Raw genomic sequence first — 25,759 nt, 5'->3', positions numbered from 1 at the left:
AGGGACTCAAAAACAAATTAAGTTCCTAATGCCTTTACCCCCTCATAAGTATGATTTTCCCGATTCATAACTATGGTTTTTCTAATTCATAACTATGAACCGGAAAAATCATACTTATACAAGAGAATACTTAGCAAAGCATTTCCAAGTTGTACTTTCGTTGTTTTTGTACTGGATACGGATGGCAAATAATATTTAAACAAGCATTATTCCTAATCGATATTTACTATTTTTGCAAAGTAACGTTGACTAAAAAAACAGAATACAATGAAAACGAACATTTCTGAAAGAATTATAGCGCTACGGGAAGAAATGGCAAAACAGAACATCGATGCCTATATCATCCCGACTTCCGATCCGCATATGAGTGAGTATCCCGCCGATTGCTGGAAATACCGCGAATGGATTTCCGGTTTCAACGGTTCGGCAGGAACGGTTGTTATCACAGCCAGCAAAGCTGGCTTATGGACAGACTCCCGCTACTTCCTGCAAGCGGCAAGCCAGTTGGAAGGAAGCGGTATCGAATTATATAAGATATTGCCGGAAACACCGACCATTCCGGATTTTTTGCTCCATGAACTGAGCGAAGGACAGACCGTAGGATTAAACGGTGAAACTTACAGCGCAGCCGACGCACGCGTGCTTAAACTCAAATTGAAGAAAAAAGGCATCCTGCTGAAAACAGACCTCAGCCTGATTGACCCGATTTGGAAAGACCGTCCGGCAATCCCCGATGCTCCGTTGTTTGAAATGCCGGTCGAATTGAGCGGGCAATCCACAGAAGACAAACTGATTGCCATCAACGACAAAGTACACGAAGCCGGAGCCGATTGCACTGTCCTCTCCGCATTGGATGAAGTTGCATGGACATTCAATATCCGTGGCACGGATGTAACCTACAATCCGGTTGTTATCAGCTATGCCTTCATTTCCGAAAAAGAAAGCGTGCTCTTTATCAATCCCAAAAAGTTGACGACAGAAGTTATCAAACGCCTGAAACACGAAGGTGTGAAACTGGCAGATTATTCCATGTTATATACTTACCTCTCCCGCCTACCGGAAGAGACTGTCGTATTTCTCGATGGAAACAAAACGAATGTGGCTATCTACAATGCCCTCCCGGCAAGTTGTACGGTGATTGAAGATATATCTCCGGCAAACCACCTAAAGAGTATCAAAAACGAAACTGAAATCAAAGGTTTCCGGAATGCTGTGGAGAAAGACGGAGTAGCCCTGACCAAGTTCTTCTACTGGCTGGAAAAGGAACTGGCAGCCGGCGAAAAAGTCACAGAGCTCAGCGCAGCCTTCAAACTAACGGAACTGCGTGCCGAACAGCCTTTATATATCATGAACAGTTTCGGCAGTATATCCAGCTACGGACCGAATGCCGCTGTGGTTCACTACAGCCCGACACCGGAAACCGACACCGAACTGAAACGCGAAAGCCTTTACCTGTTAGACTCCGGCGCCCAATACATGGACGGAACCACCGACGTGACTCGTACAATTGCCCTCGGCGAACCAACCGAACAGATGAAAAAGGATTTCACCCGTGCACTGAAAGGAACGATCAGCATTGCCAAATGCAAATTCCCTGCCGGAATACGCGGTTGCCTGATTGATGCTTTTGCACGAAAAGCCTTATGGGATGCCGGAATCAACTATTTGCACGGAACCTGCCACGGTATCGGGCATTGCCTGAATGTACATGAAGGCCCACAAAGTATCCGAATGGAAGAAAACCCGGTTGTACTGAAACCCGGAATGGTGATGAGTGACGAACCAGCCATGTACCGTGCCGGAGAATACGGCATCCGTACGGAAAATATGATTGTTGTCCGTGAAGACAGCGAAACAGAATTCGGTAAATTCCTCAGCTTCGAGACAATCACGCTTTGTTATATAGATACCAGCCTGGTTATCGCCTCCATGCTTTCGGTACGCGAACTTGCCTGGCTGAACAAATATCATCAGATGGTCTATGAGAAACTAAGTCCATACCTTGACGAAGAGGAGAAAGCGTGGTTAAAACATAAAACAGCAGAAATCTAAACAGTTGACAGTTGACAAGTGACAGTTGACAGTTTCAAAGCTGTTTTTAACTGTCAACTGCCAACTGTCACTTGTCAACTATAAAACTATGGCAATAATAAAATCAGTAAGAGGCTTTACCCCGAAAATCGGTAAAGACACATTCTTGGCAGACAATGCCTGCATCATTGGAGATGTTGAAATTGGAGAGGGTTGCAGTATTTGGTTCGGAACCGTGCTGCGCGGTGATGTAAACTCCATCCGTATCGGCAACGGAGTAAACATACAAGACGGTTCCGTATTACATACCCTATACGAAAAGTCGACCATCGAGATTGGCGATGACGTTTCCGTAGGCCATAACGTAACGATTCACGGCGCTAAAATATGCAACGGCGCTTTAATCGGCATGGGCTCGGTCGTATTGGACCATGCAGTCATCGGAGAAGGTGCCATCATAGCAGCCGGTTCTGTGGTACTTAGCAAAACAATTGTGGAACCGGGCAGTATCTATGCCGGCGTTCCTGCTAAATTCGTAAAGAAGGTAGACCCGGAACAAGCGAAGGAAATCAACCAGAAGATTGCTAAGAATTACCACATGTACGCTTCCTGGTACAAAGAAGAAGAAAAAGGAGAACAATAAATGAAAAAAACAGGATGGGCAATACTGTTGGTAGTTTGCTGCATTGGAGGGTATCTGGCATTACCCTCCAATTACTACCTTCGCCAGACACTAATCCACTTATTCCCGAAGATTGACCAATATCCGATATTTGAAAACCGGATCGTAAAAGCAGGCGACCCTGCCCCCTGGAAAGAGGCAGCTGTTTTTAACACATTATCCCTGCCGGAAAAGTATGTTCCCGAATTTGAGGACTACAGCACGGTTGCTTATGTCATCATAAAAGACAGTGCCCTTCTTTTCGAACAATACTGGGACGGCTACTCGCCCTCTTCCCACAGTAATTCGTTTTCGATGGCTAAAAGCATTATTTCGCTTGCCACCGGATGTGCCATCGACGATGGTTTTATTAAGAGCGTAGACCAGCCGGTCAGCGACTTCTTCCCCGAATTTGCCGGATACAACGGAAAACCGCTCACCATCCGCCATCTGCTGACGATGAGTGCCGGATTCGACTTTCAGGAGGCTTATGCTTCGCCCTTCTCCCCCACTACCAAACTTTATTACGGAAACGACCTGGCTGAAATCGCTTTCGGCATGAAAGAAATCAAAGAGCCGGGGGTAGAATTCATTTACCAGAGCGGTGTAACCCAACTACTGGCTTTTCTGGTAGAGAAAGCGATCGGGGAAGACATCTGCTCCTACGTTTCCCGGAAACTATGGACTCCCATGCAGGCAGAGGAAGACGCCCTGTGGAGCCTCGATAAAAAAGACGGAATGGAAAAAGCCTATTGCTGCTTCAACAGTAATGCCCGCGACTTTGCCCGTTTCGGACAGTTGATATTAAATAAAGGAAGCTGGAACGGCAAACAACTGGTTTCCGAAAACTACCTGAAAGAGGCTACCACTCCGGACAGCAGCTTGCATGATCCTAAAACGGACGAACCGAACCGTCAATACGGCTTCCAATACTGGGTACTGACCTACAAAGGACAGGATATTCCCTATATGCGGGGGCTTTACGGGCAATATATATTTGCCATCCCCGATAAAAACGCGGTTGTTGTCCGCTTAGGCAACAAACAAAGTAAAGAACTTGTCGGCAGCCAGAACATGACCGAAGATATGCTGTTATGGTTGGATGCGGCAATGGATATCATAAACAACGCAGAATCGAATACAAACTAAATCGAGCAATACAAATGAGCAAAAGTATCTTACTATCTTTATCGCTGGCAACACTTACGTTGCTTTCATGTGGAAACAAGCAGGCATCGAAAGAGCAGGCAATCAGTTATCCGGAACAGTTCCCCTTTAATCCTCCGACGTATGTCTGCTACAAAGCACCGGGACAGATTAAAGTGGACGGCATACTGTCGCCCGGAGAATGGGACGCTATCCCCTGGACTTCCGACTTCGTGGACATTGAAGGCGACAAGCGTCCGAAGCCCTACCTGAACACAAGGGCTAAAATGGCATACGATGAAAAAGGAATGTACTTTGCCGCCCTTCTGGAAGAGCCGCATGTATGGGCTACCCTGATGCAGCACGATACCGTTATCTATTATGATAATGACTTTGAAATCTTCCTGAATCCGACCAACGACACGCACAACTATCTGGAATACGAAATCAATGCGAAAGGTACGGATTGGGACCTTTTCCTGAGCAGACCGTACCGGGATAATCCGCAAGTACTGAACAATCTGGAACTTGCCGGAATGCAATCGGCTGTCCATATAAACGGAACGCTCAACAATCCGAACGACATCGACCAATCATGGAGTGTGGAAGTGTTCATGCCGTGGACTGCCATCTACGAAGTAATGCGCGGGAAAGGGAAACCGGAAGCCGGAGAACAGATGCGCGTCAACTTCTCCCGTGTACAATGGACTACCGAAATACAGAATGGGCAATACGTTAAAGTTCCCATCAAGGGAGAGGATAAAATACGCGAATACAACTGGGTATGGGCGCCTACCGGAGTTATCAACATCCATATGCCGGAATATTGGGGATACGTACAATTCTCCGATAAAGTGGCAGGAACCGGCGAAACACCTTTCGTTACAAACCCAGCCGAAGAAGTGAAATGGCTGCTGCGCAACCTGTATTACCGCCAGAATCTGTATGCTGCAACATTCGGACAGTATGCCACTACGGTAAACGAATTAAAGCCGGAGGAAATTTGTACGCCCGAACAGGCTAAACAAATCCGCTTGCACACAACTCCGTCCATGTACGAAATCAGTATGCCTGCACCCGACGGAACACTCTGGCACATCCGGCAAGACGGATGGGTATGGAAGTAATTCGCCCGTAAGAACCGGTCATTCGCAGCCAATCCTTAGAAATTCACGCCCGGCATTTGTATATGTCGGGCGACTTTACGTAATTTGTGCCCGTAATTCTTTAGTAACAGATTAATAAATTTATGGATAAAAAACATCAGTATCAGGGACTAACCAAACAACAAGTGGATGAAAACAGGCGTTTGTATGGTGAAAACGTACTCACCCCTCCCAAGAAGGCCTCTTTATGGAGCCAGTTCCTCGAAAAATTCGACGACCCTATCATTCGCATCTTATTAGTTGCATGGTTACTGTCCATGATAATTGCCGGCGTGCATTGCTGGGGACCGGAAGCTAAAGGCTTTACCGCATTCCTCGAACCTATCGGTATCTTCTTTGCCATCATGCTGGCTTCCTGTGTGGGCTTCTTCTTTGAAATGAAAGCCAACAAAGCCTTCGATGTATTGAACACGGTCAACGACGACGTAATGGTCAAAGTGATACGGGAAGGCAACATTTGCCAGGTTCCCAAAAAAGAGGTGGTCGTTGGCGACATCGTGGTGCTGGAAACCGGCGAAGAAGTTCCCGCCGACGGACATTTACTCGAAGCCATTTCCCTGCAAATCAACGAATCCACGCTGACAGGCGAACCCATCATCAGCAAAACGACAAATGAGGCTGATTTTGATAACGAAGCAACCTACCCGTCAAACGTCGTAATGCGCGGTACAACCGTTGTAGACGGACACGGTATCATGGAAGTGGAAAAAGTGGGCGACGCCACCGGATACGGTAAAGTGTATGAAGGCTCCCAAATTGATAACAATATCGATACCCCGCTGCAAATCCAGTTGGCAGGACTGGCAAAAATAATCAGCAGAGCCGGATATACCATCGCAGCAGTAACATTCATCGCCCTGTTGGCAAAACTCCTGCTCACTTCATCCGGCATGCCGGTTATGGATTTGATTTCCCATATCCTGAATATCTTTATGGTTGCCGTTACCCTGATTGTGGTTTCCGTGCCGGAAGGCTTGCCTATGAGTGTGACGCTGAGTCTTGCCCTAAGCATGAACCGTATGCTGAAAACCAACAATCTGGTGCGCAAAATGCACGCCTGCGAAACTATGGGGGCTACAACGGTTATCTGTACGGATAAAACCGGAACTCTGACACAAAACCAGATGCAGGTACACGAAACAAACTTCTATAACCTGAAAGACCAGCAGTTGGGCGACGACGAATTAAGTAATCTGATAAAAGAAGGTATCTCCGTCAACTCCACAGCATATCTCGACTTCTCGGAAGAGAAGGTCAAGACCTTAGGCAACCCGACCGAAGCCGCCCTGCTTCTCTGGCTAAACAGCCAACACCAGAACTATCTGGATTTAAGGGAAAACGCTCCGGTTCTGGACCAGTTGACCTTCTCGACAGAACGCAAATATATGGCGACACTCGTACAATCTCCTCTGCTGGGTAAAAAAGTGCTGTATGTGAAAGGCGCGCCGGAAATCGTACTTGCCAACAGCCAGCGTGTTGCCACAGACAATACATACAAACCGGTAGATGCTTGCAAAGCCACCATAGAACAGCAACTGCTGAACTATCAGAACCAGGCGATGCGTACACTGGGCTTTGCCTACCAGATTGTAGAAGAAGGAGAAGACACGGCATTCTTTATAAATGGGCGCCTGCACAATACCGACCTGACTTATCTGGGTGTTGTTGCTATCTCAGACCCGGTCCGTGCAGATGTACCGGCAGCCGTACAAAGCTGTCTGAATGCAGGCATAGACGTAAAAATCGTTACCGGCGATACACCGGGTACTGCCAAGGAAATCGGACGCCAAATCGGTATCTGGAAAGCAGAAGATACAGACCGTAATATCATCACAGGTCCCGGTTTTGAAGCCTTGACAGACGAAGAGGCGTTGGACCGTGTCCTGGATTTGAAAATCATGTGCCGCGCACGTCCTACAGATAAGCAACGCCTTGTTCAGCTTCTTCAACAGAAAGAAGCGGTTGTGGCTGTTACCGGCGACGGAACAAACGACGCTCCGGCATTAAAAGCGGCCCAGGTAGGTCTTTCTATGGGCGACGGTACCTCTGTTGCAAAAGAAGCAAGTGACATTACGATTATCGATAACTCATTCAGCAGCATTACCCGTGCGGTTATGTGGGGACGTTCCTTGTATCGTAATATCCAGAAGTTCCTGCTCTTCCAGCTTACCATCAATGTGGCGGCATGTCTGATTGTATTGATGGGTTCATTGTTGGGTACCGAGTCGCCGCTTACCATCACGCAAATGCTTTGGGTGAACCTGATTATGGATACGTTTGCCGCCGGGGCACTTGCCTCGCTTCCTCCAAACGAACGGGTTATGAAAGACAGACCCCGCCGGAGCGGTAAGGACGGAGACTTTATCATCACACGTCCGATGGCATACAATATATTCGGAGTAGGATTTGCTTTTGTAGCAGTCTTAATGGGACTACTGTTCTATTTCCATGCACAAAGCGGTTTGACTCCGCATGATTTATCCTGGTTCTTCAGTTTCTTTGTCATGTTGCAGTTCTGGAATATGTTCAACGCAAAAGCATTTATGGAAGGACGTTCAGCCTTTGCCAACCTGAAAGAAAGCAAGAGCTTCCTGTTCGTGGCACTGATTATCGTAATCGGACAATACCTGATTGTTACATTCGGTGGTCCGATGTTCAGCGTAATTCCTCTTTCCTTAAAAGATTGGGGCATCATAATCGGTTCCACATCGCTGGTTTTGTGGATTGGCGAATTAGGACGGTTAATCAGCAGAATGAAGAAATAAACAACGCAAACTGATATTTTCTATTGTAGGATTTGCCTGCCAAGAAAAAAGATGTACATTTACGTTTGAATATGACCTCCCACGCTTCCCGTTAGAACAGCGCACCCGGGGAGGTCTTTGAGTTTAAAACCAAAATCTTAACAAAGAATGAATTCCACAAAAACTTAAAGACTTTAATTGAGAATGGCGGTAACTTATTATCATTAAAAGATATGGAATTCCCTAATAATTGAAACTATCTTGGGGTATGAAGAGAACAATAAACTTATCCGACAGCATAAAAACGGATTACATGTATTCGGACCGCAGGGGGTTTGGGTTCTCGGTTAGGTGTCTCCAAGAATAAGAAATTCCATCTTACATTTTTCTATAAACAAAACGGGAGCATGTGTCTTTTTAGTCCATGCTCCCGTTCTTCATATTTATCAGCCGTTTGTTTATTTCACCAAATCCATTTCCTCCAATAAATAGCCTGCTCCGGCATACTTATCTATTAAGAAGAGAACGTAACGAATATCTACAATGATACTACGCTGGTAATCCGGCAGGTATTGAATATCGCCACCTACTCCTTCCCAGTTACGGTCGAAGTTGATACCTATCAGTTCTCCATTGCCGTTCATTACCGGGCTACCGGAGTTTCCGCCCGTAGAATGGGTCGTTGCACAGAAAGCTACCGGCATCTTGCCATTAGGCGTGCTATAACGGCCAAAATCTTTCGCGGTATAAAGCTCTTTCAAACGTGCAGGAACCACAAATTCCCAGTTGGTGGAATCCTCTTTTTCCATGACACCATCCAAAGTAGTCTGGCAACCGTAGTAATCGCAATCGCGCGGACTATAGCCTTTTACCTGTCCATAAGTCAGACGCAAAGAGAAGTTCGCATCCGGGAAATTAGCCTTATCACCATACATGGCAAGCAATCCCTTTACATAAGTACGGTGTGCAATGGCATATCCGGCATCAAAACCTTTCAGCGAAGCATCCAAAGCATTCTTTTCATCCTGCACAGATTTCGCAAACTGTATCATCGGGTCGTTTTCCAATGCCTTAACAGAAGGATGCGCTTTAAACTTATTGAAGTTATCTTCGCTGCCATAGATAGATTTGTCGAACAGGTAATCCACAAAGCGGTCTACATCCCCTTTGAACTTCTTATCTATCAGGGCAAAATAAGCAGGTTGCTTTTTAGGCGTAATCAAACGGCGGTACTCTTTCAGCATTACTTTGGCAATCTTCTTGTCTACCTCCGGAGAATAATCCTTATTGGCAAAACGGTGATATGCCATATCCAACAGGCGAACCTGTTTCTCTTTCTCACTTTTGTCTTTACCTTTCAAAGCATCGAGAACAGACTGTACATCAATCGGTACTCTGCTAAATTCGATTCCTCGCAGAATCGCTTCATCCAGCATCCAGCTGCGGAAACGGAGGTCTTTGCGGTCTGAAACAATTTGCTCCAATGTCAGCAAAGCTTCCTGATAATTCGGCTCGCAAACTTTTTTAGACCAAGCAATCAATCTGTCCTGTTCCTCTTTCTTTACTTGTTCGAAATTACGCTTGTTGATGGCCCAGTTGCTACCGATTGCATTTTTATATGCGTTGGTCGAACCGGCATACTTACTTGAATATTGGATACGTACCGACGGGTCTTTCAGCATTTCTTCCAGCATCACCTTCTGACGCAAATCGCGGATATTGATGCGCACGGCATTGTCTATATCGCGGCGTTCGGCTACTTCCCAGGAAGTATAATATTTGTTTGTCCGTCCGGGAAACCCCATCATCATGGCATAATCGTCTTCCTGAACGCCATTGATAGAGATTTTGAACCAGCGTTTCGGACGCAACGGTACATTCTTGTCTGAATATTCAGCCGGGTTGCCATTGACATCGGCATATACACGGAAAACGGAGAAGTCACCCGTATGGCGCGGCCACATCCAGTTGTCCGTATCGGCACCAAATTTACCGATAGATGAAGGAGGAGCACCTACCAAACGGATATCCGAATAGATTTTCTTTGTAAACATGTAGTACACATTACCGCCGTAGAAGGCTTTGATTTCCACTTCCGTTCCGGGATTATCCTGCAGGAATTTCTCGCCGACTTTCTCTTTGGCAAGACCGTTCAGGTATTTAGGGGAAAGGAACTTCATGCTGTTCGGGTCAGTATCCTTTTCCAGTTCTTTCTTTACATAATCCGTCACGTCTTCTATCTTGTCGATAAATGTAACGGTAAGCCCCGGATTAGGCAGTTCCTCAGCACGGGATTTCGCCCAGAAGCCATCTGTCAGGTAGTCGTGTTCCAACGAGCTATGCTGTTGTATCTGGCTGTAGCCGCAATGGTGGTTGGTTAGGAGCAGCCCGTCCGGAGAAACGATTTCGCCCGTACAGCCGCCGCCGAATATAACTACAGCATCTTTCAGGGACGCCGAATCGGGACTATAAATATCATAATCCTGCAATTTCAATCCTAAAGCCTGCATCTCAGGCAGTTTCTGCTGCTTTAACAAGGGCAACAGCCACATTCCCTCATCTGCTACAGCCGGTAATCCGAGAATAGCTGCAGCGAGGGTTATCATAAGTTTTTTCTTCATGGTGTTTATCATTATTTTGTTTTCAAATCATTTCCATTCACTGTACGGATGCTTGGTTAGCATCGAGTTGTAATACCGGCGGTCGCCACTCACTTCTTCGCCCAACCATTCCGGCTTGTCGAATGCCTCATCTTCCGAGGTCAATTCGATTTCTGCCAGAACCAGCCCTTCGTTTGCCCCGTGAAATACATCCACTTCCCACAGGTGTCCCTTGTGGGGGACTAAATGACGGACTTTATCGATGGCTCCGGGTTCGCAAAGCGCCAATAACTTTTCTGCATCGGCAAGTGGTATTTCCTGTTCGAACTCATAACGACTCAAGCCTTTATCGTCGGAGGGACCTTTAATCGTCAGGAAACCTTCCTCTCCGCGGATACGGATACGGACAGTCCGTCCCGGTTGGGAACAGATGTATCCCTGCACAATACGCTGTGCACTGGATACTTCCCGGCTGAAATCGCCACGGACCAGAAATTTCCGTTCTATTTCCGTTGCCATCTTCTACTTTATAGTAACCATGGTTGCACCAAAGCCATATTCCCTGAAAGAAGCATCCTGATAGTAATGCTGCTTATAGCGGGTTTTCAATTCCTTTTCTATCGTTTTCCGGAGCACGCCATCTCCTTTACCGTGGATAAAAACAATTTTCTGCCCTTTGTTTCCGGCATATTTAGCGAGTATTTCATGGAACTTATCCAACTGGTAGGTCAGCATATCGGCATTGCTCAATCCGTTTGTATTATCCAGTAGCTGATTGATATGGAGGTCTACTTCCAGAATCGGGCTATCCGCTTTTTTCTTTACAATACTTTGCGGGGCACGACGTTCTTCCCGGGCTTTCTGATACATGGCTTCCTGTAATTCGGTAGCGGAGACCAACAGTTCTTTTTCCGGGACATCCTGACGGACGATAGGATACAGTAAGGCGTCTTCTTCAAAGTAATCGTTCTCCATAAAACAATGCTGCTTATAGAATTTGACCGTATCGATACGCAATTCTACGGAAACGGCATTCTTCAACATGAACGGTTTATCTTTCTTATAGGCAATAAGCTGGATACATATCCGTTCCAGTTCATTCAGGGTTTCCTTTTCAAATTCTTCCATGAATATTTTGGTATTCGGCTCTATGACACCGCTATAACGGATTATCCAACTATTATTCTGCCGGCTCATATAATTGAACATCAGGTAATAATTGCTGTCGTTTACGAAATAAGCCTCATAACCACTATCCTGTACGACTTTCGACAGGTCGAGGGGGAGATAAGCCAGATAGACGTTCAGGCGCTCGCCTTCAACAGTCTCTTCTACTTTTTCCTCTACCGGTTCCGGTTTCTTCGGTTGCGCTACAGACTGCGTAACGACCTCCGGTTTCGGTTTGTTCGAACTACGTACCTGCATGCCGCCTTCTTCCACAACCACACATTCGCGAAGCAATGCCGGTACTTCAAAACCGTCTTCATCTTCAACCAGCACCTGGTCTTTTCCCTTAAAACTGCGAACAATGCCGCCGCCGGTAGTATTGAGGAAACGTATCTTATCTCCTATTTTGATATTACTCATAATTCTTTGGCTTTTAATTAACGTACAAAAATAGAGAAAAAGAAATTCCTGTCCAAAAGAGGTCCGTCTTTATGAAAAGTTTACAGATTCGCCCAACCCTTACGGCGACCGACAGGAATAAATTCGTACTTTTGCAGCCGGACTGGCAAAACTGCCCTATATATATTATCGAATGATCATGGTTACAGCTACTCAACAAATACGCATCGAAGAGTTTGATTATCCGTTGCCCGACGAACGGATCGCCAAATTTCCTCTGCCCAAACGGGATGAATCCAAACTGCTTCTTTACCGCAACGGAACGGTCAGTGAAAGCATTTTCAAGAATATAACCGATTACCTGCCGGAAGGCTCCCTGATGGTGTTCAACAACACACGGGTAATTCAGGCTCGCTTGCTCTTTAAAAAGCAGACCGGCGCACAGATAGAGGTATTCTGCCTCGAACCGGTAGAACCTCACGACTATGCACTTGTCTTCCAACAGACGGAACGTTGTAGCTGGACTTGCCTGGTCGGAAACCTGAAGAAATGGAAAGAGGGTGTACTGAGCAGGGAGATTGCCATCAATGGGGAAACGGTTGTTCTGACTGCCGAGAAAAAGAAAACCTGTGGAGACAGCCATCTGATTGAATTTAGTTGGAACCATCCGACTTATACTTTTGCCGATATTCTGGATGCGGCAGGTATTTTACCCATTCCTCCTTATCTTCACCGGGAGACTGAAAAAAGCGACCTGCAAACCTATCAAACGGTTTATTCCAAGATAAAAGGGTCTGTTGCCGCACCGACAGCAGGACTTCACTTTACCCCGGAAGTACTGGCAGACCTCGATGCAAAAGGTTTCGGCCGGGAAGAAGTAACCTTGCATGTTGGTGCCGGGACTTTCAAGCCTGTTAAAAGCGATACGATAGAGGGGCACGAGATGCACACGGAATTTATTTCCGTACGCCGCAGTTCCATCCAACGGGTAAAAGAGAATATCGGAAAAATCATTGCCGTAGGCACCACCTCGGTCCGCACACTGGAAAGCCTTTATTATATGGGTGTCACATTAGCTGATAATCCGGATGCGACAGCCGATGATCTGGTTGTCAAACAATGGATGCCATATGAAGAAAAGAATAACCGGCTGACTCCGGAAGAGGCATTACAGAACATTCTGGACTATCTGGACCGCCACCACACAGAGACATTAATAACAGCCACCCAGATAATTATAGCTCCGGGCTATACGTTCAAGATTGTACGGGGTATCGTAACCAACTTCCACCAGCCCAAAAGCACTTTACTGCTTCTGATTTCCGCCTTTGTAGACGGTAACTGGAAACGTATTTACGACTATGCCTTATCGCATGATTTCCGTTTCCTTAGCTATGGGGATAGTTCGCTACTTTTATAAAAGAGATAATAAAGAACTACAGATGATCCATTAATAACTGTGCCGTTCTATCATTTCCATTTATCCATGGATGAATACCTTTAAATTCAAAATGGTTAAAACAACACTCTATAAAAAATATGAGACAGTTCTATTGGCTGTAATTTCTATTATAGGAGGATTTTACATAGATGCTTATTATTCTTCTTTCATGCCGGATTTCGACATTGGTTTTTATGAAGCTTTTGCTTCTTTTAGATGTTGGATATTGATTCTTATATTATGGGGTATTGAGACCATACTACTTTATATAGTAAAAAAACACATCGATAATAAAAAAAGCAGGCAACTGCTCTCCATAGCCATAATGGTAATCTATTGGATTATTATATGGATGTTCTGCAACTATCAATACATTATCAAAGCCGCACAGGACTGGAATGATATGATGAATGGGAATATAGGGTAATAAACCAGGAAATCCTTCACTGGAATAATTCATTAATTTAAGATAATAAACCACAAAATAGAACCCTTTAAAAGAATATTAACAATAAATCAAGGACATTATAAACTATTCCCTGTTATTTATACATACCATGTTTATCTGATTGAAAATTATAAATTACATCATTTTTTAATTATCACAATTATGAAAAAGAAGAATCTATTATCTATTATGGTATTAATGCTCATTGTAATATCATGTTTGTTAACTGTTAATATTATAGCACAGAACAAGACTGTCATCAGTCAAGTAAGTAAATGCGACAATGGAGAAATGCTAATTTCAGACCCCAATTTGGATGAAATCTGGAAATCATCTTTTAAATATGCGATTATCATACCAAAGGAAGCCTCCATTAAAAGCTATGCTGAAGTCATGAAAGTATTGGAAAATGGATCTATCTATAATAAAAATAATACAATCATAATTTGTCCTCAGCAGGAAGAGACACGTGCCAAAGAGATTGCCGGTTCTTTTACAATTTTCATTTCCAATATTATCACACCGCAGACTCCTCAAAAAATAGATTTTTATTCAGCCCAAAAAGAAAGGCGAGGCAGTGATAACTATCTATTGAAAATGATAGAAAATTAATACGTCGCCCCTCAAGACTCTCGGATATTTTCATTTCTATACATCACTTATTCGTATTTATTTTTTACTCTTTCATAATAAAAGAGGCAACAATCCGTTCTTAATAGAAAACAGCAACGAAATTCTCCATGAAACGATTTTCTATTTTTATCGGATGTATACTTTTTTCCCTTTCGGCATGCCAATCCTACCGGTTGAATAAGGCCGAAAGGAAAATGAAATCAGGTGAATATTATGAAGCCTCCCTCCTTTTCAAAAAGATATATGCCAAAGCCTCTCCCCATAAACGAACTTTCCGAAGTTCTATTGCCTATAAATTGGGTGATTGCTACCGGCTGGCAAACAGAACACAACAAGCCATTCATGCTTACCGACAAGCGCTCAGATATAATACATCCGATAGTTGCCTCCTTTTATATCTGGCACAAATGTACCAGAAGAATGGCCAATATAAAGATGCCATTAACTATTACGACCGTTATCTCCTATCCGATACCTGTAGCCAACCGGCAAAAAACGGTATCACCGGCAGCAAAAAGGCCCCGGACTGGTTACAACATCCAACCCGCCATATTGTCAATAAGATTAGTAAAACCGATTCTATTCCCCAAACGGGATATGCCACATCCCTCTCTGATGAAAAATACATGTACTTTTCTACCGATACACTGAAAGGATATGGAGGAAAAGATTTATTCCGGGTACATATCACAGGAAATCATATTGGAACAATCGAAAATCTCGGCCCCACTATCAATACGGAAGGTGATGAAACAGAGCCATATATATGCAGAGACGGAACTCTTTACTTTTCATCCAGCGGCCATCCGGGATTGGGTGGACTGGATATTTTCAAAGCAACTCCTACTCCATCCGGAGAATGGCTAATCGAAAACTTAAAGTTTCCCATGAACTCTTCCGGGGACGATTTCAATCTACTGTTTATCGAAAAAGATGAAGAAGCAGGCTTTTTCAACTCCAACCGAAACAATAAACGGGGACAAACAGATACGTACTCTTTTAAATTATCCCCAATCAACATATATATAGAAGGCATCGTTAAGGATATCAATGAAATCCCGATAGACAGTGCAACAATCCGTATCGTAGGGGAAGATGGGTCGAATAAGAAAATAAAAACAGAAAAAGCAGGTTATTTCCGAACCCGGTTAGTACATAACACGAAATATGTGATGATGGCAAGTGCCTCAGGTTTCCTGAACCAGAGTTTCGCTTTAAAAACAGAACCGGAAGAACAAAGCGAAACCTATATGGTCGATTTTTATCTGTCGCCGGTCGATGCTCCCATTGTGATAGAAAATATCTTTTATGATTTTAACCAGACTGTCTTCCGTCCGGATTCAAAGAAAGCCCTGGATGAAATACTCAGATTATTAAATGACAATCCTGATATAAAGATTGAAATCGGGGCACATACGGATGGAAAAGGAACAAAACAATACAACGAACAATTATCACAACATCGCGCACTATCGGTTGCAAATTACCTGGCTAAAGCAGGAATCAGCCCCAAACGGCTTAAAACAAAAGGATATGGAAAAAATAAACCGGTAATTATCAATAGTAAAACGGCCAATAAGTTTAATTTTTTAAAAGAGGGCGATACGTTGACTAATACGTTTGTAAAACAATTAACATACAAAGAACAAGAATTAGTGAATCAAATAAACCGCCGTACGGAAATTACAGTAATCAAAAATGGTAGCGGTCCTTTATAAGCTATTCCGAACGGCTTATCGTTAATATTTCAGAGAATGAAATGGGCCATTCTATTGCATTCATCAATACTTCAAAAGCTACCCGGTGATTCAATGTTACGGCTTCGCACTCTGAATAGATATCACAAACGGTAAGTGCCAGTAGCATTTTCTTATTGTAATGCATACTTTTTAAAACAACTAATGCGGATAACACGGAACAGGAACATGCTTCCTTAAAATCTTCATCTGTTAAACCTGTTTTATCCTGTAAAGCGGGATAGTGCCGACTGTCGGTTAAAGAAATAACCTCTTTTACATCGCGCATAACATCCAGCAATATACAGCAAATGGCGATACGTTCGTTTTTTACCAAATTCATAATCAAACCCTTACCTCTCTATTCCCCTTAGATCGGTGCTTATTTATTAGAAAGCGTGGGAACTGTAATCTATTATTAGGAACTGAGGTATCGCCAAACACCCATCGAACAAATAACAAACAACAGCCCACGCTCTATTATATACCTGTATATATACCTGGTATATATAACAAGCGTGAGCGTTTAGTTGTCTATTATCTCTGTTCGACATGAAACTTGGCGATTTTCAGTTCCAAAGATAATATCTTAAACGCTTAACGTTATCAATATAACACACAGCCTGAACTTCAAATCCCGGCTGTAAATATGTATGATGCAAATATATGGAAAATCAATGAAACATATTGTTTGCAAAGAAACATTAACAAATCCGAATTCATAAATTTATCGGTCGGATCGGGAACTTTCATTTAGTTTCAAAAAAAAAATCACGTTTGAAACTAAAAGTTTCATCGAGTGGAACTTTTTGTTTCAACAGCTGAAACTTTTTGTTTCAACAGCTGAAACTTTTTGTTTCAACGGCTGAAACTTTTTATTTCATGCTGACGAAACTGTTCTTTTGCCGGCTGGAACTTGTAAATACACCCGGTACAGCTCCGAAAAAGAGCAGGATTATCTTTACTTAATATAAATACAAACGACGCAGAACATTGCAAATGTTGCATATCCTGCGTCGTCTATATAAAAAATAAGCTTTTAAAATTCCTCTATAAAGGGTGTATTATTCAACAGTAAATTTATACATACATTCACTGAAATACTTCTCACCCGGACGGAGAACTACGCTTGGGAATGTAGGCTGGTTAGGAGAATCCGGATAATGTTGTGTTTCCAGACAGAGAGCACCACGATGCGGATACTTCACACCATGTTTACCCACATCATTGCCATCCATAAAGTTTCCTGCATAGAACTGTACACCCGGTTCGTTGGTATATACTTCCAACGCAATACCACTTACCGGCGAATAAGCTTTTGCAGCCAGCGTTTTAATATCGTTGTTTGTATTCAATACCCAATTATGGTCGTAACCGCGTCCCTTAACCAACTGATCGAAATCATCATTAATATGAGCTCCTACAAGTACCGGTTGGCGCAAGTCCATCGGAGTGCCATCTACGGAAGCAAGTTCAGAAGTCGGAATTAATGTGCTGTCTACCGGAGTATAACGATCTGCATTAATCATAATCTGATGATCCAAAATCTGGGAACCCGGTACGCCGGATAGATTAAAATAGCTATGGTTTGTCAGGTTTACAATTGTCGGTTTGTCTGTTGTAGCCTCATATTTAATATCTACAGCATTATCGTTCGTCAATGTATAAGTAACCTTCATATTCAAATTTCCTGGAAAACCGGCTTCACCGTCTTTGGATAGATAGGTCAGTTCCAAAGTCTGGTCGTTCAATTGTTTAGCATCCCATACGCGAGTATGATAGCCCAACGGGCCTCCATGCAGGCAATGTCCGTTATTATTCTGAGGAAGCTGGTATTCGGTTCCATCCAAAGTAAAACGGCCGTTTGCGATACGGTTGCCATAACGTCCGATTAAACCGCCGTAATTATTATCGGGAAAATCCACATATTGTTTAATGTTATCATACCCTAACACCACATCGGTCATTTTTCCATTCTTATCGGGTACCATCACAGATACCAGACGTCCACCCCAGTTTGTAATGCAGGCTTCTGCACCTTTCTGGTTCTTCAACACATACAAGGCGGTAGGTTTACCTTCCACTTCCGATACAAAGTTCGCCGAAGTCAGACCGGAAAGTGTAGTTGTCTCTTTTTTTTCACTGCATGACAACAATAAACACATTGCCATGACAGCCATACATAGTCTCTTCATTTCGATATTAAAATTAAATATTATTTTGCAGGCAAATATACATTTTTACCTGCAAAATATAATAACAATCTTTTGATAATGTTTAAAAATGTCAGATAAAAGGTAGCTGCAAAGTTTACGGCTATTGCTTTATACAAATCACTTTCGTACTTTTGCATGTTACTATCAAAGTTCAAAAATGAAACAATACTTAGAACTGCTTGAGCGTGTGCTCCATGAAGGAGTGAAAAAAGAAGACCGTACAGGAACCGGCACATTGAGTGTATTCGGGCATCAGATGCGTTTCAATATGGAAGACGGTTTTCCGTTGCTTACCACTAAAAAGTTACATTTAAAATCCATTATATACGAATTATTGTGGTTTTTACAGGGGAATACTAATGCCAAATACCTACAGGAACACGGAGTCCGTATCTGGAATGAGTGGGCGGATGCTGATGGTAATTTAGGACATATCTACGGCTATCAATGGCGTTCATGGCCTGACTACAAAGGTGGCTCAATCGACCAGATCAGTGAAGCGGTAGATACAATCAAACATAATCCGGATTCGCGCCGTATCATTGTCAGTGCCTGGAATGTGGGCGATTTGGATAATATGAATCTGCCTCCATGTCACGCTTTCTTCCAATTTTATGTAGCCAACGGCCGGTTGAGCCTGCAAATGTACCAACGTAGCGCCGATATATTTCTTGGAGTGCCTTTCAACATTGCTTCCTATGCTTTGTTATTACAAATGATGGCACAGGTAACAGGTCTCAAAGCCGGGGATTTTGTCCATACGCTGGGAGACGCCCATATTTACACGAACCATTTGGAACAAGTTAAATTGCAACTTTCCCGTGAACCGCGTTCTCTTCCGGTAATGGAAATCAATCCGGATGTAAAAAGCATCTTCGATTTTAAATATGAGGATTTCAACCTGACGGGTTATGACCCGCATCCTCACATCAAAGGAGAAGTTGCCGTATAAACAAACAATAACAATCGAACTTATAAAGTTCTATTAAATCGATAAGTTATGAATAATATTTCAATTGTAGCAGCTATTTCTGACAACAATGCAATCGGTAAAAACGTGCAGTTGTTGTGGCGTATGCCGGCAGATATGAAACGTTTTAAGGAACTGACAACAGGTCATGCCGTTATCATGGGTCGTAAAACTTTCGAATCATTGCCTAAGGGTGCTTTACCCAACCGGAAGAATATTGTGCTGACAACCTTACCGGAAGCAGGTTTCGTTAATTGCTTTGCATGCGAATCCATGCACGATGCATTAGATATCTGCGAAAAAGAAGAAAAAATATTTATCATCGGCGGTGCCCTCGTTTACAGACAGGGATTAAGTCTTGCCGATACGATGTATCTTACTCGCGTACATCATGAATTTAAAGATGCGGATTCTTTCTTCCCGGTAGTAAACTGGGATTTATGGAAAGAGGTGGAACGCCAGGAATTTCCGGCAGACGCTGATAATCCGTACCCGTACACATTCCTTACTTATGTACGGAAAAAGTAAGATTTACCTCTAATTAACAATAAATTTACAACTTTTTGCTCTTTCTTTGTATCTAACAGTAAAGAAGGTTTTACAAAATTGATTTACCGATTTGCAAAACCTTCATTCAATAGGATTGTTTTACAAGTAAACCCAAACAGATATGAAGATAAGAGCATTTGTTGTTTTAATACTTGTAGTATGCGGGATACTCGTCACCGCATTCTATGTAAACGCAAACCGGACATCCGCCGGAGAAAAAGCGATAATAGAAGCCATTCAGACTAAAAACACACCGTTGTTAATCCAGTCGCTCATCAAACAAATGAATGAGCAGATGGAGAAAGATACCGAGTCTCTCCCAGAATTGATAAAAGAAGTTGAAAAGTACACCCAAGCATGTACTGATTCTACGGGTGTGGCAGTCCTGCACTCGATGATTGCCCAGATGTATGATTCCTACTATACAAACAATCGCTGGAAAATCAACCAACGAACAAACCTGGAAGGATATGTTCCGGAAGATATACGCGAATGGACTACCAATCTGTTCCAGGATAAAATCAAAAGCGAATTAACAGCCTCTTTACAGCCTGCCGGTCTATTGCAGGAAACGCCGGTGAGCCAGTTTGATGCTATCTTGACAAAAGGGAAAGACTCTCCGGAACTTCGCCCTACCTTATATGATTTCCTGGCTTTCCGTGCAATAAGCATACAACCGTCAGCCGAATGGTATAACGCCCTTCTGGCTTTCCGCCGTACCCAGACAAATACAAAAGCGCTTGTAATGGATGAATTGGATTGGTTCAATTTTTACTATTCGGACAAGCCCGCCCAGTCTTCCGAATATTTGTCGAAATTAGACAGTTTATTTAAGCAATACGAAAAAGAACCGTTTGCTGCTGAAATATGCATTGCACGTTTACAAGTTTTGCAAAGCCAGTCTTATAGAGGTACTCCCGAACAAAACGACTCCATCAAAGGGCTTATCTATTCGACCTGTAAAGAATGTATTGCCCGCTATCCGAAATACGAGCGGATAAGCAGTGTCAAGAACACGTTGACTTCATTAGAAAATACCCAACTGAGAACACAGGCCGGACACAATATTTATCCGGGCAAAAATCTCTCCATCCAGATACAATACCAAAATACCCCTAAACTGATTGTACGCATATATCAAAGCCTCCGTCAGCCGGAACTGGCATGGAAGAATTATCCTAAAAACCAAAAACAACGGGGTAAACTACTGAAAGAGACAGTCTACGATCTGCCTTTAAAAAACAGTTACACACAGTATGATACAACATTGACAATCCCGATGGAACAATTAGGATTGTATGAATACACGGTATCGACACCTGATAACAACCTTGAAACCAGTGCACGTTTCAGCGTCAGCCGTCTGGGTATCCTTACACGGGGACAAAACAATGGGACAACCGATGTATTGGTTACAGACGTTGAAAGCGGTAAACCGATAGAAGGAGCAAATGTTACTTATTATAAGACAAATACCCAAGGTAATCCGGTAGCCATCGGACATGTTAAAACCGACCGGTATGGTCTTGCCATACTTCCTGCAAAGCAACGGTTTGAAGCCGTGCGTCCAACTTTACGCGAAGATACCATGGCGGTTCTCACCTCTGTTTATCCTGCCGGGACCTATCGTCCTCAGGAAAAAGAACAGATTGAATTATCCTTGTTCACCGACCGTGGATTATATCGTCCCGGACAAACCGTATTCTTCAAGGGCATCGCTTATGTAAAAGATACAGACAATCCGCATGTAGTGGCTAACCGGACATTCTCTGTAAGCCTGCGCGATGCAAATTATCAGGAAGTGGCCAATAAGAAGCTCACAACCGACCAGTTCGGTTCGTTCAACGGAGAATTTATAATTCCTCAATCTGTTTTGAGTGGTTCTTTCTCTATCACATCCGACAGGGGACAGACCAATATACGGGTAGAAGAGTACAAACGCCCGACCTTCCAGGTTGCTATCAGCCCATTAGAAGATGAGGTATTCTTCGGAAAACCGGTAAAAATAGAAGGTTCTGCCAAGACATTCTCAGGAGTGGCATTGCAAACCGGTGAAATCAAATGGCAAATATCCAAACGTCCGTTCTGGTTACGTTTGTACATGCCTTATTTTTCTGATTTCGGACAAGTGGCAAGCGGCACAACAACAGTTGATGAAAAAGGCAATTTCTCTTTCTCTTTTGTTCCCGAACGGATGAAAAATGATTTCGGACGTCCTGTATTCCAAACCTATGAAGTTACGGCAACATTAACCGACAGTAAAGGGGAAACCCAGGAAGCACAATACACATTCTCCGTTGGAGATTCCGGAATCTTATTGACCATCCGCTCCGAACAACAAATGGAACGCGATTCGGCAACAGCCAATGTTTCGGCTTTCACCATAAACGGAAAAGAAATACCGGCTAACGGTACCTACAAAATATATGCATTAGATGAAAAAGTACAGGAAAAATCAGCCTACGGCATTGAACGGTTCAAGATAAATAAGGAAGTGGCTTCCGGCAACTTCTCAACCGGACAGGCTATCCCTAATTCCGTATTCCGCACACTGGTATCCGGACGCTACCGTTTGGAAGTGAAAGCGGCAGACCGGAACGGAAAAGAAATAACAACCGATACCGATTTCATCCTGTATGACAAAAAAGACAAACGTCCTCCTGTATTCATGCATACCTGGCTAATCAAAGAAAAGACAACTTGCCTGCCGGGTGAAGATGCAGAATTTATATTCGGTACATCCGATAAACAAGCCTATATTTTATACGAAATATATGATGCCAACAGGAAATGTATCGAGCGGAAACGATTTGAAATGAGCGATGAAAACCGGACATTCCGTATTCCGTTCAAAGAAAGCGATGGCAATGGATTCACGGTATTACTCACTTTTGTCAAAGCAGGTGAAACGTATATGGAACAGATACCGGTTACCCGCCAGCTTCCCGACCGGAAACTGACGATCCGTCCGGAAACTTTCCGCGACCATTTACTGCCGGGTAGCAAGGAAAACTGGAAGTTCCGTATCACCAATGCGGATTCTATGGCCGTCTCGGCACAAGTCCTGGCAAGTATGTATGATGCATCCCTCGACCAGATTATGCCATTCGGCTGGTCATTCGTGCCGCAACGTTATATCAACATATGGGCGCCGGGCTTCAATCCGGGAAGTGCGTTCACTACGTATACCCACTATGACAATGTTGATATAAAATACTTAAAAGTCATCCAATTCCAGTATGACCAATTGAACTGGCTGGATGTGCTCAATTCCTCCAGATTTTATTCAAATAGGCCTTATGGAATGATGACGAAGTCTGCCAGAGGAGTTTCCGCTTATGCAGATGCTGCTCCTATGGTAGAAAATGCCGTTGCTGTTGAGGGTACAGTCCTCCAGGAAAATGCCGTTGCCGATATTATTGCCGAAGAAGAAATAGAAATCGCTCCGGCTAACCGTCAGGCACAACTACGCGAAAACTTCGCAGAAACAGCATTCTTCTATCCGGCATTAGTGACTGATGCGGAAGGAAATGTTTCTTTCGATTTCACCATGCCCGAAAGTAATACGACATGGAAATTACAACTGTTGGCACAAACGGAAGATCTGAAATACGGATATCTCTCCGAAAAAGTCATTACCAGCAAACCGCTGATGGTAGTGCCTAACCTGCCACGTTTCATGCGCCAGGGAGATGAAGTATCTATCAGTACACAAGTAATCAACCAGTCCGACAAATCCATCACAGGCAGAGTCACTTTGGAATTGCTCAACCCCGCAACGGAACAACCGGTTGTATGCCTAAGCAAATCTCAAAAACCGTTTGATTTAGCTGCCGGAAATACAGCGACCGTATCATGGACACTTCCCGTACCGACAACAACAGACCTTGTTATCTGTCGCATTATTGCCGATTCTGAAAATGGTAGTGATGGGGAACAACATTTGATACCTGTCCTTTCCGATAAAATCTTAATTACGGAAAGCACTCCGTTCTTCCTGATGGGACAAGGCGAGCAGGCCATACAGTTGCCATCCGCCAAATCCCAATCCGGCAGAACCCCGTTCCGCATGACACTGGAACTGACAGCCAATCCGGTTTGGTATGCCGTACAGGCATTACCGACTATTACCCAACCGGATAATGAAAATATTATCTCCTGGTTTGCTGCTTATTACAGTAATACATTGGCCAGCTATATAGCAAACAGCCATCCACGGATACAAAAAGTCATCAATCAATGGAAAGCGCAGGGAGGTACAGCCTCTACCCTGCTATCCAACCTTGAAAAGAACGAAGAATTGAAGAATATCCTGTTGCAGGAAACGCCCTGGGTACTGGAAGCTGATAATGAAACAGAACAGAAACAACGCTTGTCTCTTTTGTTCGACCTGAACCGTGCATCCCAACAAAGAGCTGCCGCTTTGGAACAACTGCTCAAACAACAAACTCCGGACGGAGGCTGGAGTTGGTTTAAAGGCATGTATCCAAGCCGCGAAATTACCTTGTATATTCTGAACGGCATGGCTCAACTTACCCGGTTGAATGCCATTGAATACAACCAACAGGAAAAAGAAATGCAGATAAAGGCTCTGAACTTCCTGGACAAGCAAATCCAACAGGATTATGAACAGTTGACTACAAACACGAAAGACTGGCAGAAGACTCTCATATCTCCCTTACAACTGAACTATCTGTTTGTCCGCAGCTCTTACCGTGACATTCCAGAATTGGGAGAGGCTCGCGAAGCAATCCGCTTCTACACAGCAAGAGCGGAAAAAGAATGGAATAAGCAATCCTTATACGGTAAAGGTGAAACGGCTCTATTGATGCTTCGTAACGGCAAGAAGGATGTGGCAAATTCCATTCTCGCCTGGTTGCGTAAAACAGCGACCACTTCTACTGAAAAAGGCATGTATTGGGCAAACAACCGGAGAGATAATAATTTCTTTATTTCCCCACTCGATACGCATTGCCTGCTGATGTCCGTATTCAACGAGCTTTCACCGAACACTCAGGAAACAGACCGGATGAAACAATGGCTGCTCAACCAGAAACGTACCCAGAACTGGGAATCCGTTCCGGCAACAGTCAATGCCATCTACGCCCTGCTCCTGACCGGAAGCGATTGGTTGAATACCAACAATGCCTGCACGGTAAAATGGGGGAATAATACGTATAGTACAAATGAAGGAGAAGCTGCCACCGGATATTTAAAGGTTGTATTGCCTGAAAAGAATAAAAACACCGCAGGGAACACCATCTCCGTTCATAAAGAAGGCAGTGCACCTGCATGGGGAGCTGTCTACGACCAGTATTTCGAAAAAATCAACCAGGTACAAAAACAGAAAGGCGTACTGAATGTGGAAAAGAAATTGTTCGTTGAAACAAACAACGGTTCCGAGCGCCAGTTGCGTCCGGTTTCCCCGGAACAACCGCTTCGCATTGGCGACAAAGTGGTGGTACGCCTGACAATCCGTACAGACAGGGAAATGGATTATGTATTCCTGAAAGATTTACGTGCAGGATGTTTCGAACCGGCTACACAAATTTCCGGTTCCACCTGGCGGGATGGTGCCTGGTATTACCAGTCGCCGACAGATGTTTCGGAAAACTTCTTCTTCAACAGTCTGCCGGAAGGTACTTATGTACTGGAATATTCCGTATACGTATCGCGTGAAGGACGGTACTCCGGCGGTATCAGTACAATCCAGTGCCTTTATGCCCCTGAGTTTGTTTCACATACGGAGGGAGGCGAAATTACGGTAAACTGAAAATAACAAAACATAAACTCTTTTTTCAGTATTAATAGCTATCTTTGCAAGTGATGAACTGAAAACTAACAAAGCCTGT

Annotated in this window: 18 protein-coding genes; 12 read left to right on the top strand and 6 right to left on the bottom strand. The window is 43.7% G+C overall.

What is annotated here, in order from left to right; translation table 11 throughout:
* Window positions 1-267 precede the first annotated feature (267 nt).
* From ACGE0T_RS02345 to ACGE0T_RS02325, 5 genes are all read left to right on the top strand, one after another.
* Window positions 268-2,052, top strand: coding sequence for an aminopeptidase P family protein (locus ACGE0T_RS02345; RefSeq protein WP_459188948.1), 1,785 nt, complete (start codon window positions 268-270; stop codon window positions 2,050-2,052).
* An 88-nt stretch (window positions 2,053-2,140) separates the two neighbouring features.
* Entirely contained in the window at window positions 2,141-2,674 is a 534-nt protein-coding gene (locus ACGE0T_RS02340; RefSeq protein WP_459188947.1) for a gamma carbonic anhydrase family protein, read from the top strand.
* A complete protein-coding gene (locus tag ACGE0T_RS02335) occupies window positions 2,675-3,841 on the top strand; it encodes a serine hydrolase domain-containing protein (protein ID WP_459188946.1) in 1,167 nt (388 codons plus the stop codon).
* A gap of 14 nt (window positions 3,842-3,855) precedes the next feature.
* Window positions 3,856-4,965 carry a carbohydrate-binding family 9-like protein gene (locus ACGE0T_RS02330; protein ID WP_459188945.1) on the top strand — a complete coding sequence of 370 codons (1,110 nt, stop codon included), beginning with the start codon at window positions 3,856-3,858 and terminating at the stop codon, window positions 4,963-4,965.
* Window positions 4,966-5,087: 122 nt separating this feature from the next.
* Window positions 5,088-7,769 carry a calcium-translocating P-type ATPase, PMCA-type gene (locus ACGE0T_RS02325; RefSeq protein ID WP_459188944.1) on the top strand — a complete coding sequence of 894 codons (2,682 nt, stop codon included), beginning with the start codon at window positions 5,088-5,090 and terminating at the stop codon, window positions 7,767-7,769.
* Window positions 7,770-8,206: 437 nt separating this feature from the next.
* Here the strand turns inward: ACGE0T_RS02325 and ACGE0T_RS02320 are convergent, their stop codons facing one another.
* The 3 genes from ACGE0T_RS02320 to ACGE0T_RS02310 are packed head-to-tail and all read right to left on the bottom strand — an operon-like array spanning window position 8,207 to window position 11,935.
* Window positions 8,207-10,369: a S46 family peptidase gene (locus tag ACGE0T_RS02320; protein WP_459188943.1), complete on the bottom strand. Its 2,163-nt coding sequence runs from the start codon at window positions 10,367-10,369 to the stop codon at window positions 8,207-8,209.
* 27 nt (window positions 10,370-10,396) lie between these two features.
* Window positions 10,397-10,867: a CYTH domain-containing protein gene (locus ACGE0T_RS02315; RefSeq protein WP_459188942.1), complete on the bottom strand. Its 471-nt coding sequence runs from the start codon at window positions 10,865-10,867 to the stop codon at window positions 10,397-10,399.
* Window positions 10,868-10,870: 3 nt separating this feature from the next.
* Window positions 10,871-11,935, bottom strand: a complete 1,065-nt coding sequence (locus ACGE0T_RS02310) for a DUF2027 domain-containing protein (protein WP_459188941.1) — start codon at window positions 11,933-11,935, stop codon at window positions 10,871-10,873.
* A gap of 178 nt (window positions 11,936-12,113) precedes the next feature.
* Here ACGE0T_RS02310 and ACGE0T_RS02305 point away from each other — a divergent pair, with 178 nt between their 5' ends.
* Window positions 12,114-13,334, top strand: a complete 1,221-nt coding sequence (locus tag ACGE0T_RS02305; RefSeq protein ID WP_459188940.1) for an S-adenosylmethionine:tRNA ribosyltransferase-isomerase — start codon at window positions 12,114-12,116, stop codon at window positions 13,332-13,334.
* A gap of 16 nt (window positions 13,335-13,350) precedes the next feature.
* Here the strand turns inward: ACGE0T_RS02305 and ACGE0T_RS02300 are convergent, their stop codons facing one another.
* Window positions 13,351-13,410, bottom strand: a complete 60-nt coding sequence (locus tag ACGE0T_RS02300; RefSeq protein ID WP_459190402.1) for a hypothetical protein — start codon at window positions 13,408-13,410, stop codon at window positions 13,351-13,353.
* Between the two features lie 15 nt (window positions 13,411-13,425).
* Here ACGE0T_RS02300 and ACGE0T_RS02295 point away from each other — a divergent pair, with 15 nt between their 5' ends.
* The 3 genes from ACGE0T_RS02295 (at window position 13,426) to ACGE0T_RS02285 (ending at window position 16,154) form a co-directional block, all read left to right on the top strand.
* On the top strand, window positions 13,426-13,782 hold the full coding sequence (locus ACGE0T_RS02295) for a hypothetical protein (RefSeq protein WP_459188939.1): 357 nt from the start codon (window positions 13,426-13,428) through the stop codon (window positions 13,780-13,782).
* A gap of 183 nt (window positions 13,783-13,965) precedes the next feature.
* Window positions 13,966-14,415 carry a hypothetical protein gene (locus ACGE0T_RS02290; protein ID WP_459188938.1) on the top strand — a complete coding sequence of 150 codons (450 nt, stop codon included), beginning with the start codon at window positions 13,966-13,968 and terminating at the stop codon, window positions 14,413-14,415.
* A 215-nt stretch (window positions 14,416-14,630) separates the two neighbouring features.
* Entirely contained in the window at window positions 14,631-16,154 is a 1,524-nt protein-coding gene (locus ACGE0T_RS02285) for an OmpA family protein (protein WP_459188937.1), read from the top strand.
* A gap of 1 nt (window position 16,155) precedes the next feature.
* On the opposite strand, the gene ACGE0T_RS02280 is transcribed toward ACGE0T_RS02285, so the two are convergent.
* Window positions 16,156-16,515, bottom strand: a complete 360-nt coding sequence (locus tag ACGE0T_RS02280) for a hypothetical protein (protein ID WP_459188936.1) — start codon at window positions 16,513-16,515, stop codon at window positions 16,156-16,158.
* Between the two features lie 721 nt (window positions 16,516-17,236).
* Window positions 17,237-18,367 carry an aldose epimerase family protein gene (locus ACGE0T_RS02275; protein WP_459188935.1) on the bottom strand — a complete coding sequence of 377 codons (1,131 nt, stop codon included), beginning with the start codon at window positions 18,365-18,367 and terminating at the stop codon, window positions 17,237-17,239.
* 178 nt (window positions 18,368-18,545) lie between these two features.
* On the opposite strand from ACGE0T_RS02275, the gene ACGE0T_RS02270 reads away from it, so the two are divergent.
* The 3 genes from ACGE0T_RS02270 to ACGE0T_RS02260 all read left to right on the top strand — a co-directional run bounded on the left by ACGE0T_RS02270 (window position 18,546) and on the right by ACGE0T_RS02260 (window position 25,680).
* Entirely contained in the window at window positions 18,546-19,340 is a 795-nt protein-coding gene (locus ACGE0T_RS02270; protein ID WP_459188934.1) for a thymidylate synthase, read from the top strand.
* Window positions 19,341-19,388: 48 nt separating this feature from the next.
* A complete protein-coding gene (locus ACGE0T_RS02265) occupies window positions 19,389-19,886 on the top strand; it encodes a dihydrofolate reductase (RefSeq protein ID WP_459188933.1) in 498 nt (165 codons plus the stop codon).
* 142 nt (window positions 19,887-20,028) lie between these two features.
* Window positions 20,029-25,680: an alpha-2-macroglobulin family protein gene (locus ACGE0T_RS02260; protein WP_459188932.1), complete on the top strand. Its 5,652-nt coding sequence runs from the start codon at window positions 20,029-20,031 to the stop codon at window positions 25,678-25,680.
* The last annotated feature ends 79 nt before the right edge of the window (window positions 25,681-25,759 follow it).

The organism is Parabacteroides sp. APC149_11_2_Y6 (genome assembly GCF_054506995.1).
Note: the sequence above shows the minus strand (reverse complement) of the source record. Positions and strands in the feature narration are given on the sequence as shown.

Excerpts from the sequence above, each read along its gene's own strand:
- ACGE0T_RS02325 (WP_459188944.1), top strand. The coding sequence starts at position 5,088 with ATGGATAAAAAACATCAGTATCAGGGACTAACCAAACAACAAGTGGAT.
- ACGE0T_RS02335 (WP_459188946.1), top strand. The coding sequence starts at position 2,675 with ATGAAAAAAACAGGATGGGCAATACTGTTGGTAGTTTGCTGCATTGGA.
- ACGE0T_RS02295 (WP_459188939.1), top strand. The coding sequence starts at position 13,426 with ATGGTTAAAACAACACTCTATAAAAAATATGAGACAGTTCTATTGGCT.
- ACGE0T_RS02275 (WP_459188935.1), bottom strand. The coding sequence starts at position 18,367 with ATGAAGAGACTATGTATGGCTGTCATGGCAATGTGTTTATTGTTGTCA.
- ACGE0T_RS02320 (WP_459188943.1), bottom strand. The coding sequence starts at position 10,369 with ATGAAGAAAAAACTTATGATAACCCTCGCTGCAGCTATTCTCGGATTA.
- ACGE0T_RS02270 (WP_459188934.1), top strand. The coding sequence starts at position 18,546 with ATGAAACAATACTTAGAACTGCTTGAGCGTGTGCTCCATGAAGGAGTG.
- ACGE0T_RS02315 (WP_459188942.1), bottom strand. The coding sequence starts at position 10,867 with ATGGCAACGGAAATAGAACGGAAATTTCTGGTCCGTGGCGATTTCAGC.
- ACGE0T_RS02290 (WP_459188938.1), top strand. The coding sequence starts at position 13,966 with ATGAAAAAGAAGAATCTATTATCTATTATGGTATTAATGCTCATTGTA.
- ACGE0T_RS02345 (WP_459188948.1), top strand. The coding sequence starts at position 268 with ATGAAAACGAACATTTCTGAAAGAATTATAGCGCTACGGGAAGAAATG.
- ACGE0T_RS02330 (WP_459188945.1), top strand. The coding sequence starts at position 3,856 with ATGAGCAAAAGTATCTTACTATCTTTATCGCTGGCAACACTTACGTTG.
- ACGE0T_RS02340 (WP_459188947.1), top strand. The coding sequence starts at position 2,141 with ATGGCAATAATAAAATCAGTAAGAGGCTTTACCCCGAAAATCGGTAAA.
- ACGE0T_RS02305 (WP_459188940.1), top strand. The coding sequence starts at position 12,114 with ATGGTTACAGCTACTCAACAAATACGCATCGAAGAGTTTGATTATCCG.
- ACGE0T_RS02310 (WP_459188941.1), bottom strand. The coding sequence starts at position 11,935 with ATGAGTAATATCAAAATAGGAGATAAGATACGTTTCCTCAATACTACC.
- ACGE0T_RS02280 (WP_459188936.1), bottom strand. The coding sequence starts at position 16,515 with ATGAATTTGGTAAAAAACGAACGTATCGCCATTTGCTGTATATTGCTG.
- ACGE0T_RS02285 (WP_459188937.1), top strand. The coding sequence starts at position 14,631 with ATGAAATCAGGTGAATATTATGAAGCCTCCCTCCTTTTCAAAAAGATA.
- ACGE0T_RS02260 (WP_459188932.1), top strand. The coding sequence starts at position 20,029 with ATGAAGATAAGAGCATTTGTTGTTTTAATACTTGTAGTATGCGGGATA.
- ACGE0T_RS02265 (WP_459188933.1), top strand. The coding sequence starts at position 19,389 with ATGAATAATATTTCAATTGTAGCAGCTATTTCTGACAACAATGCAATC.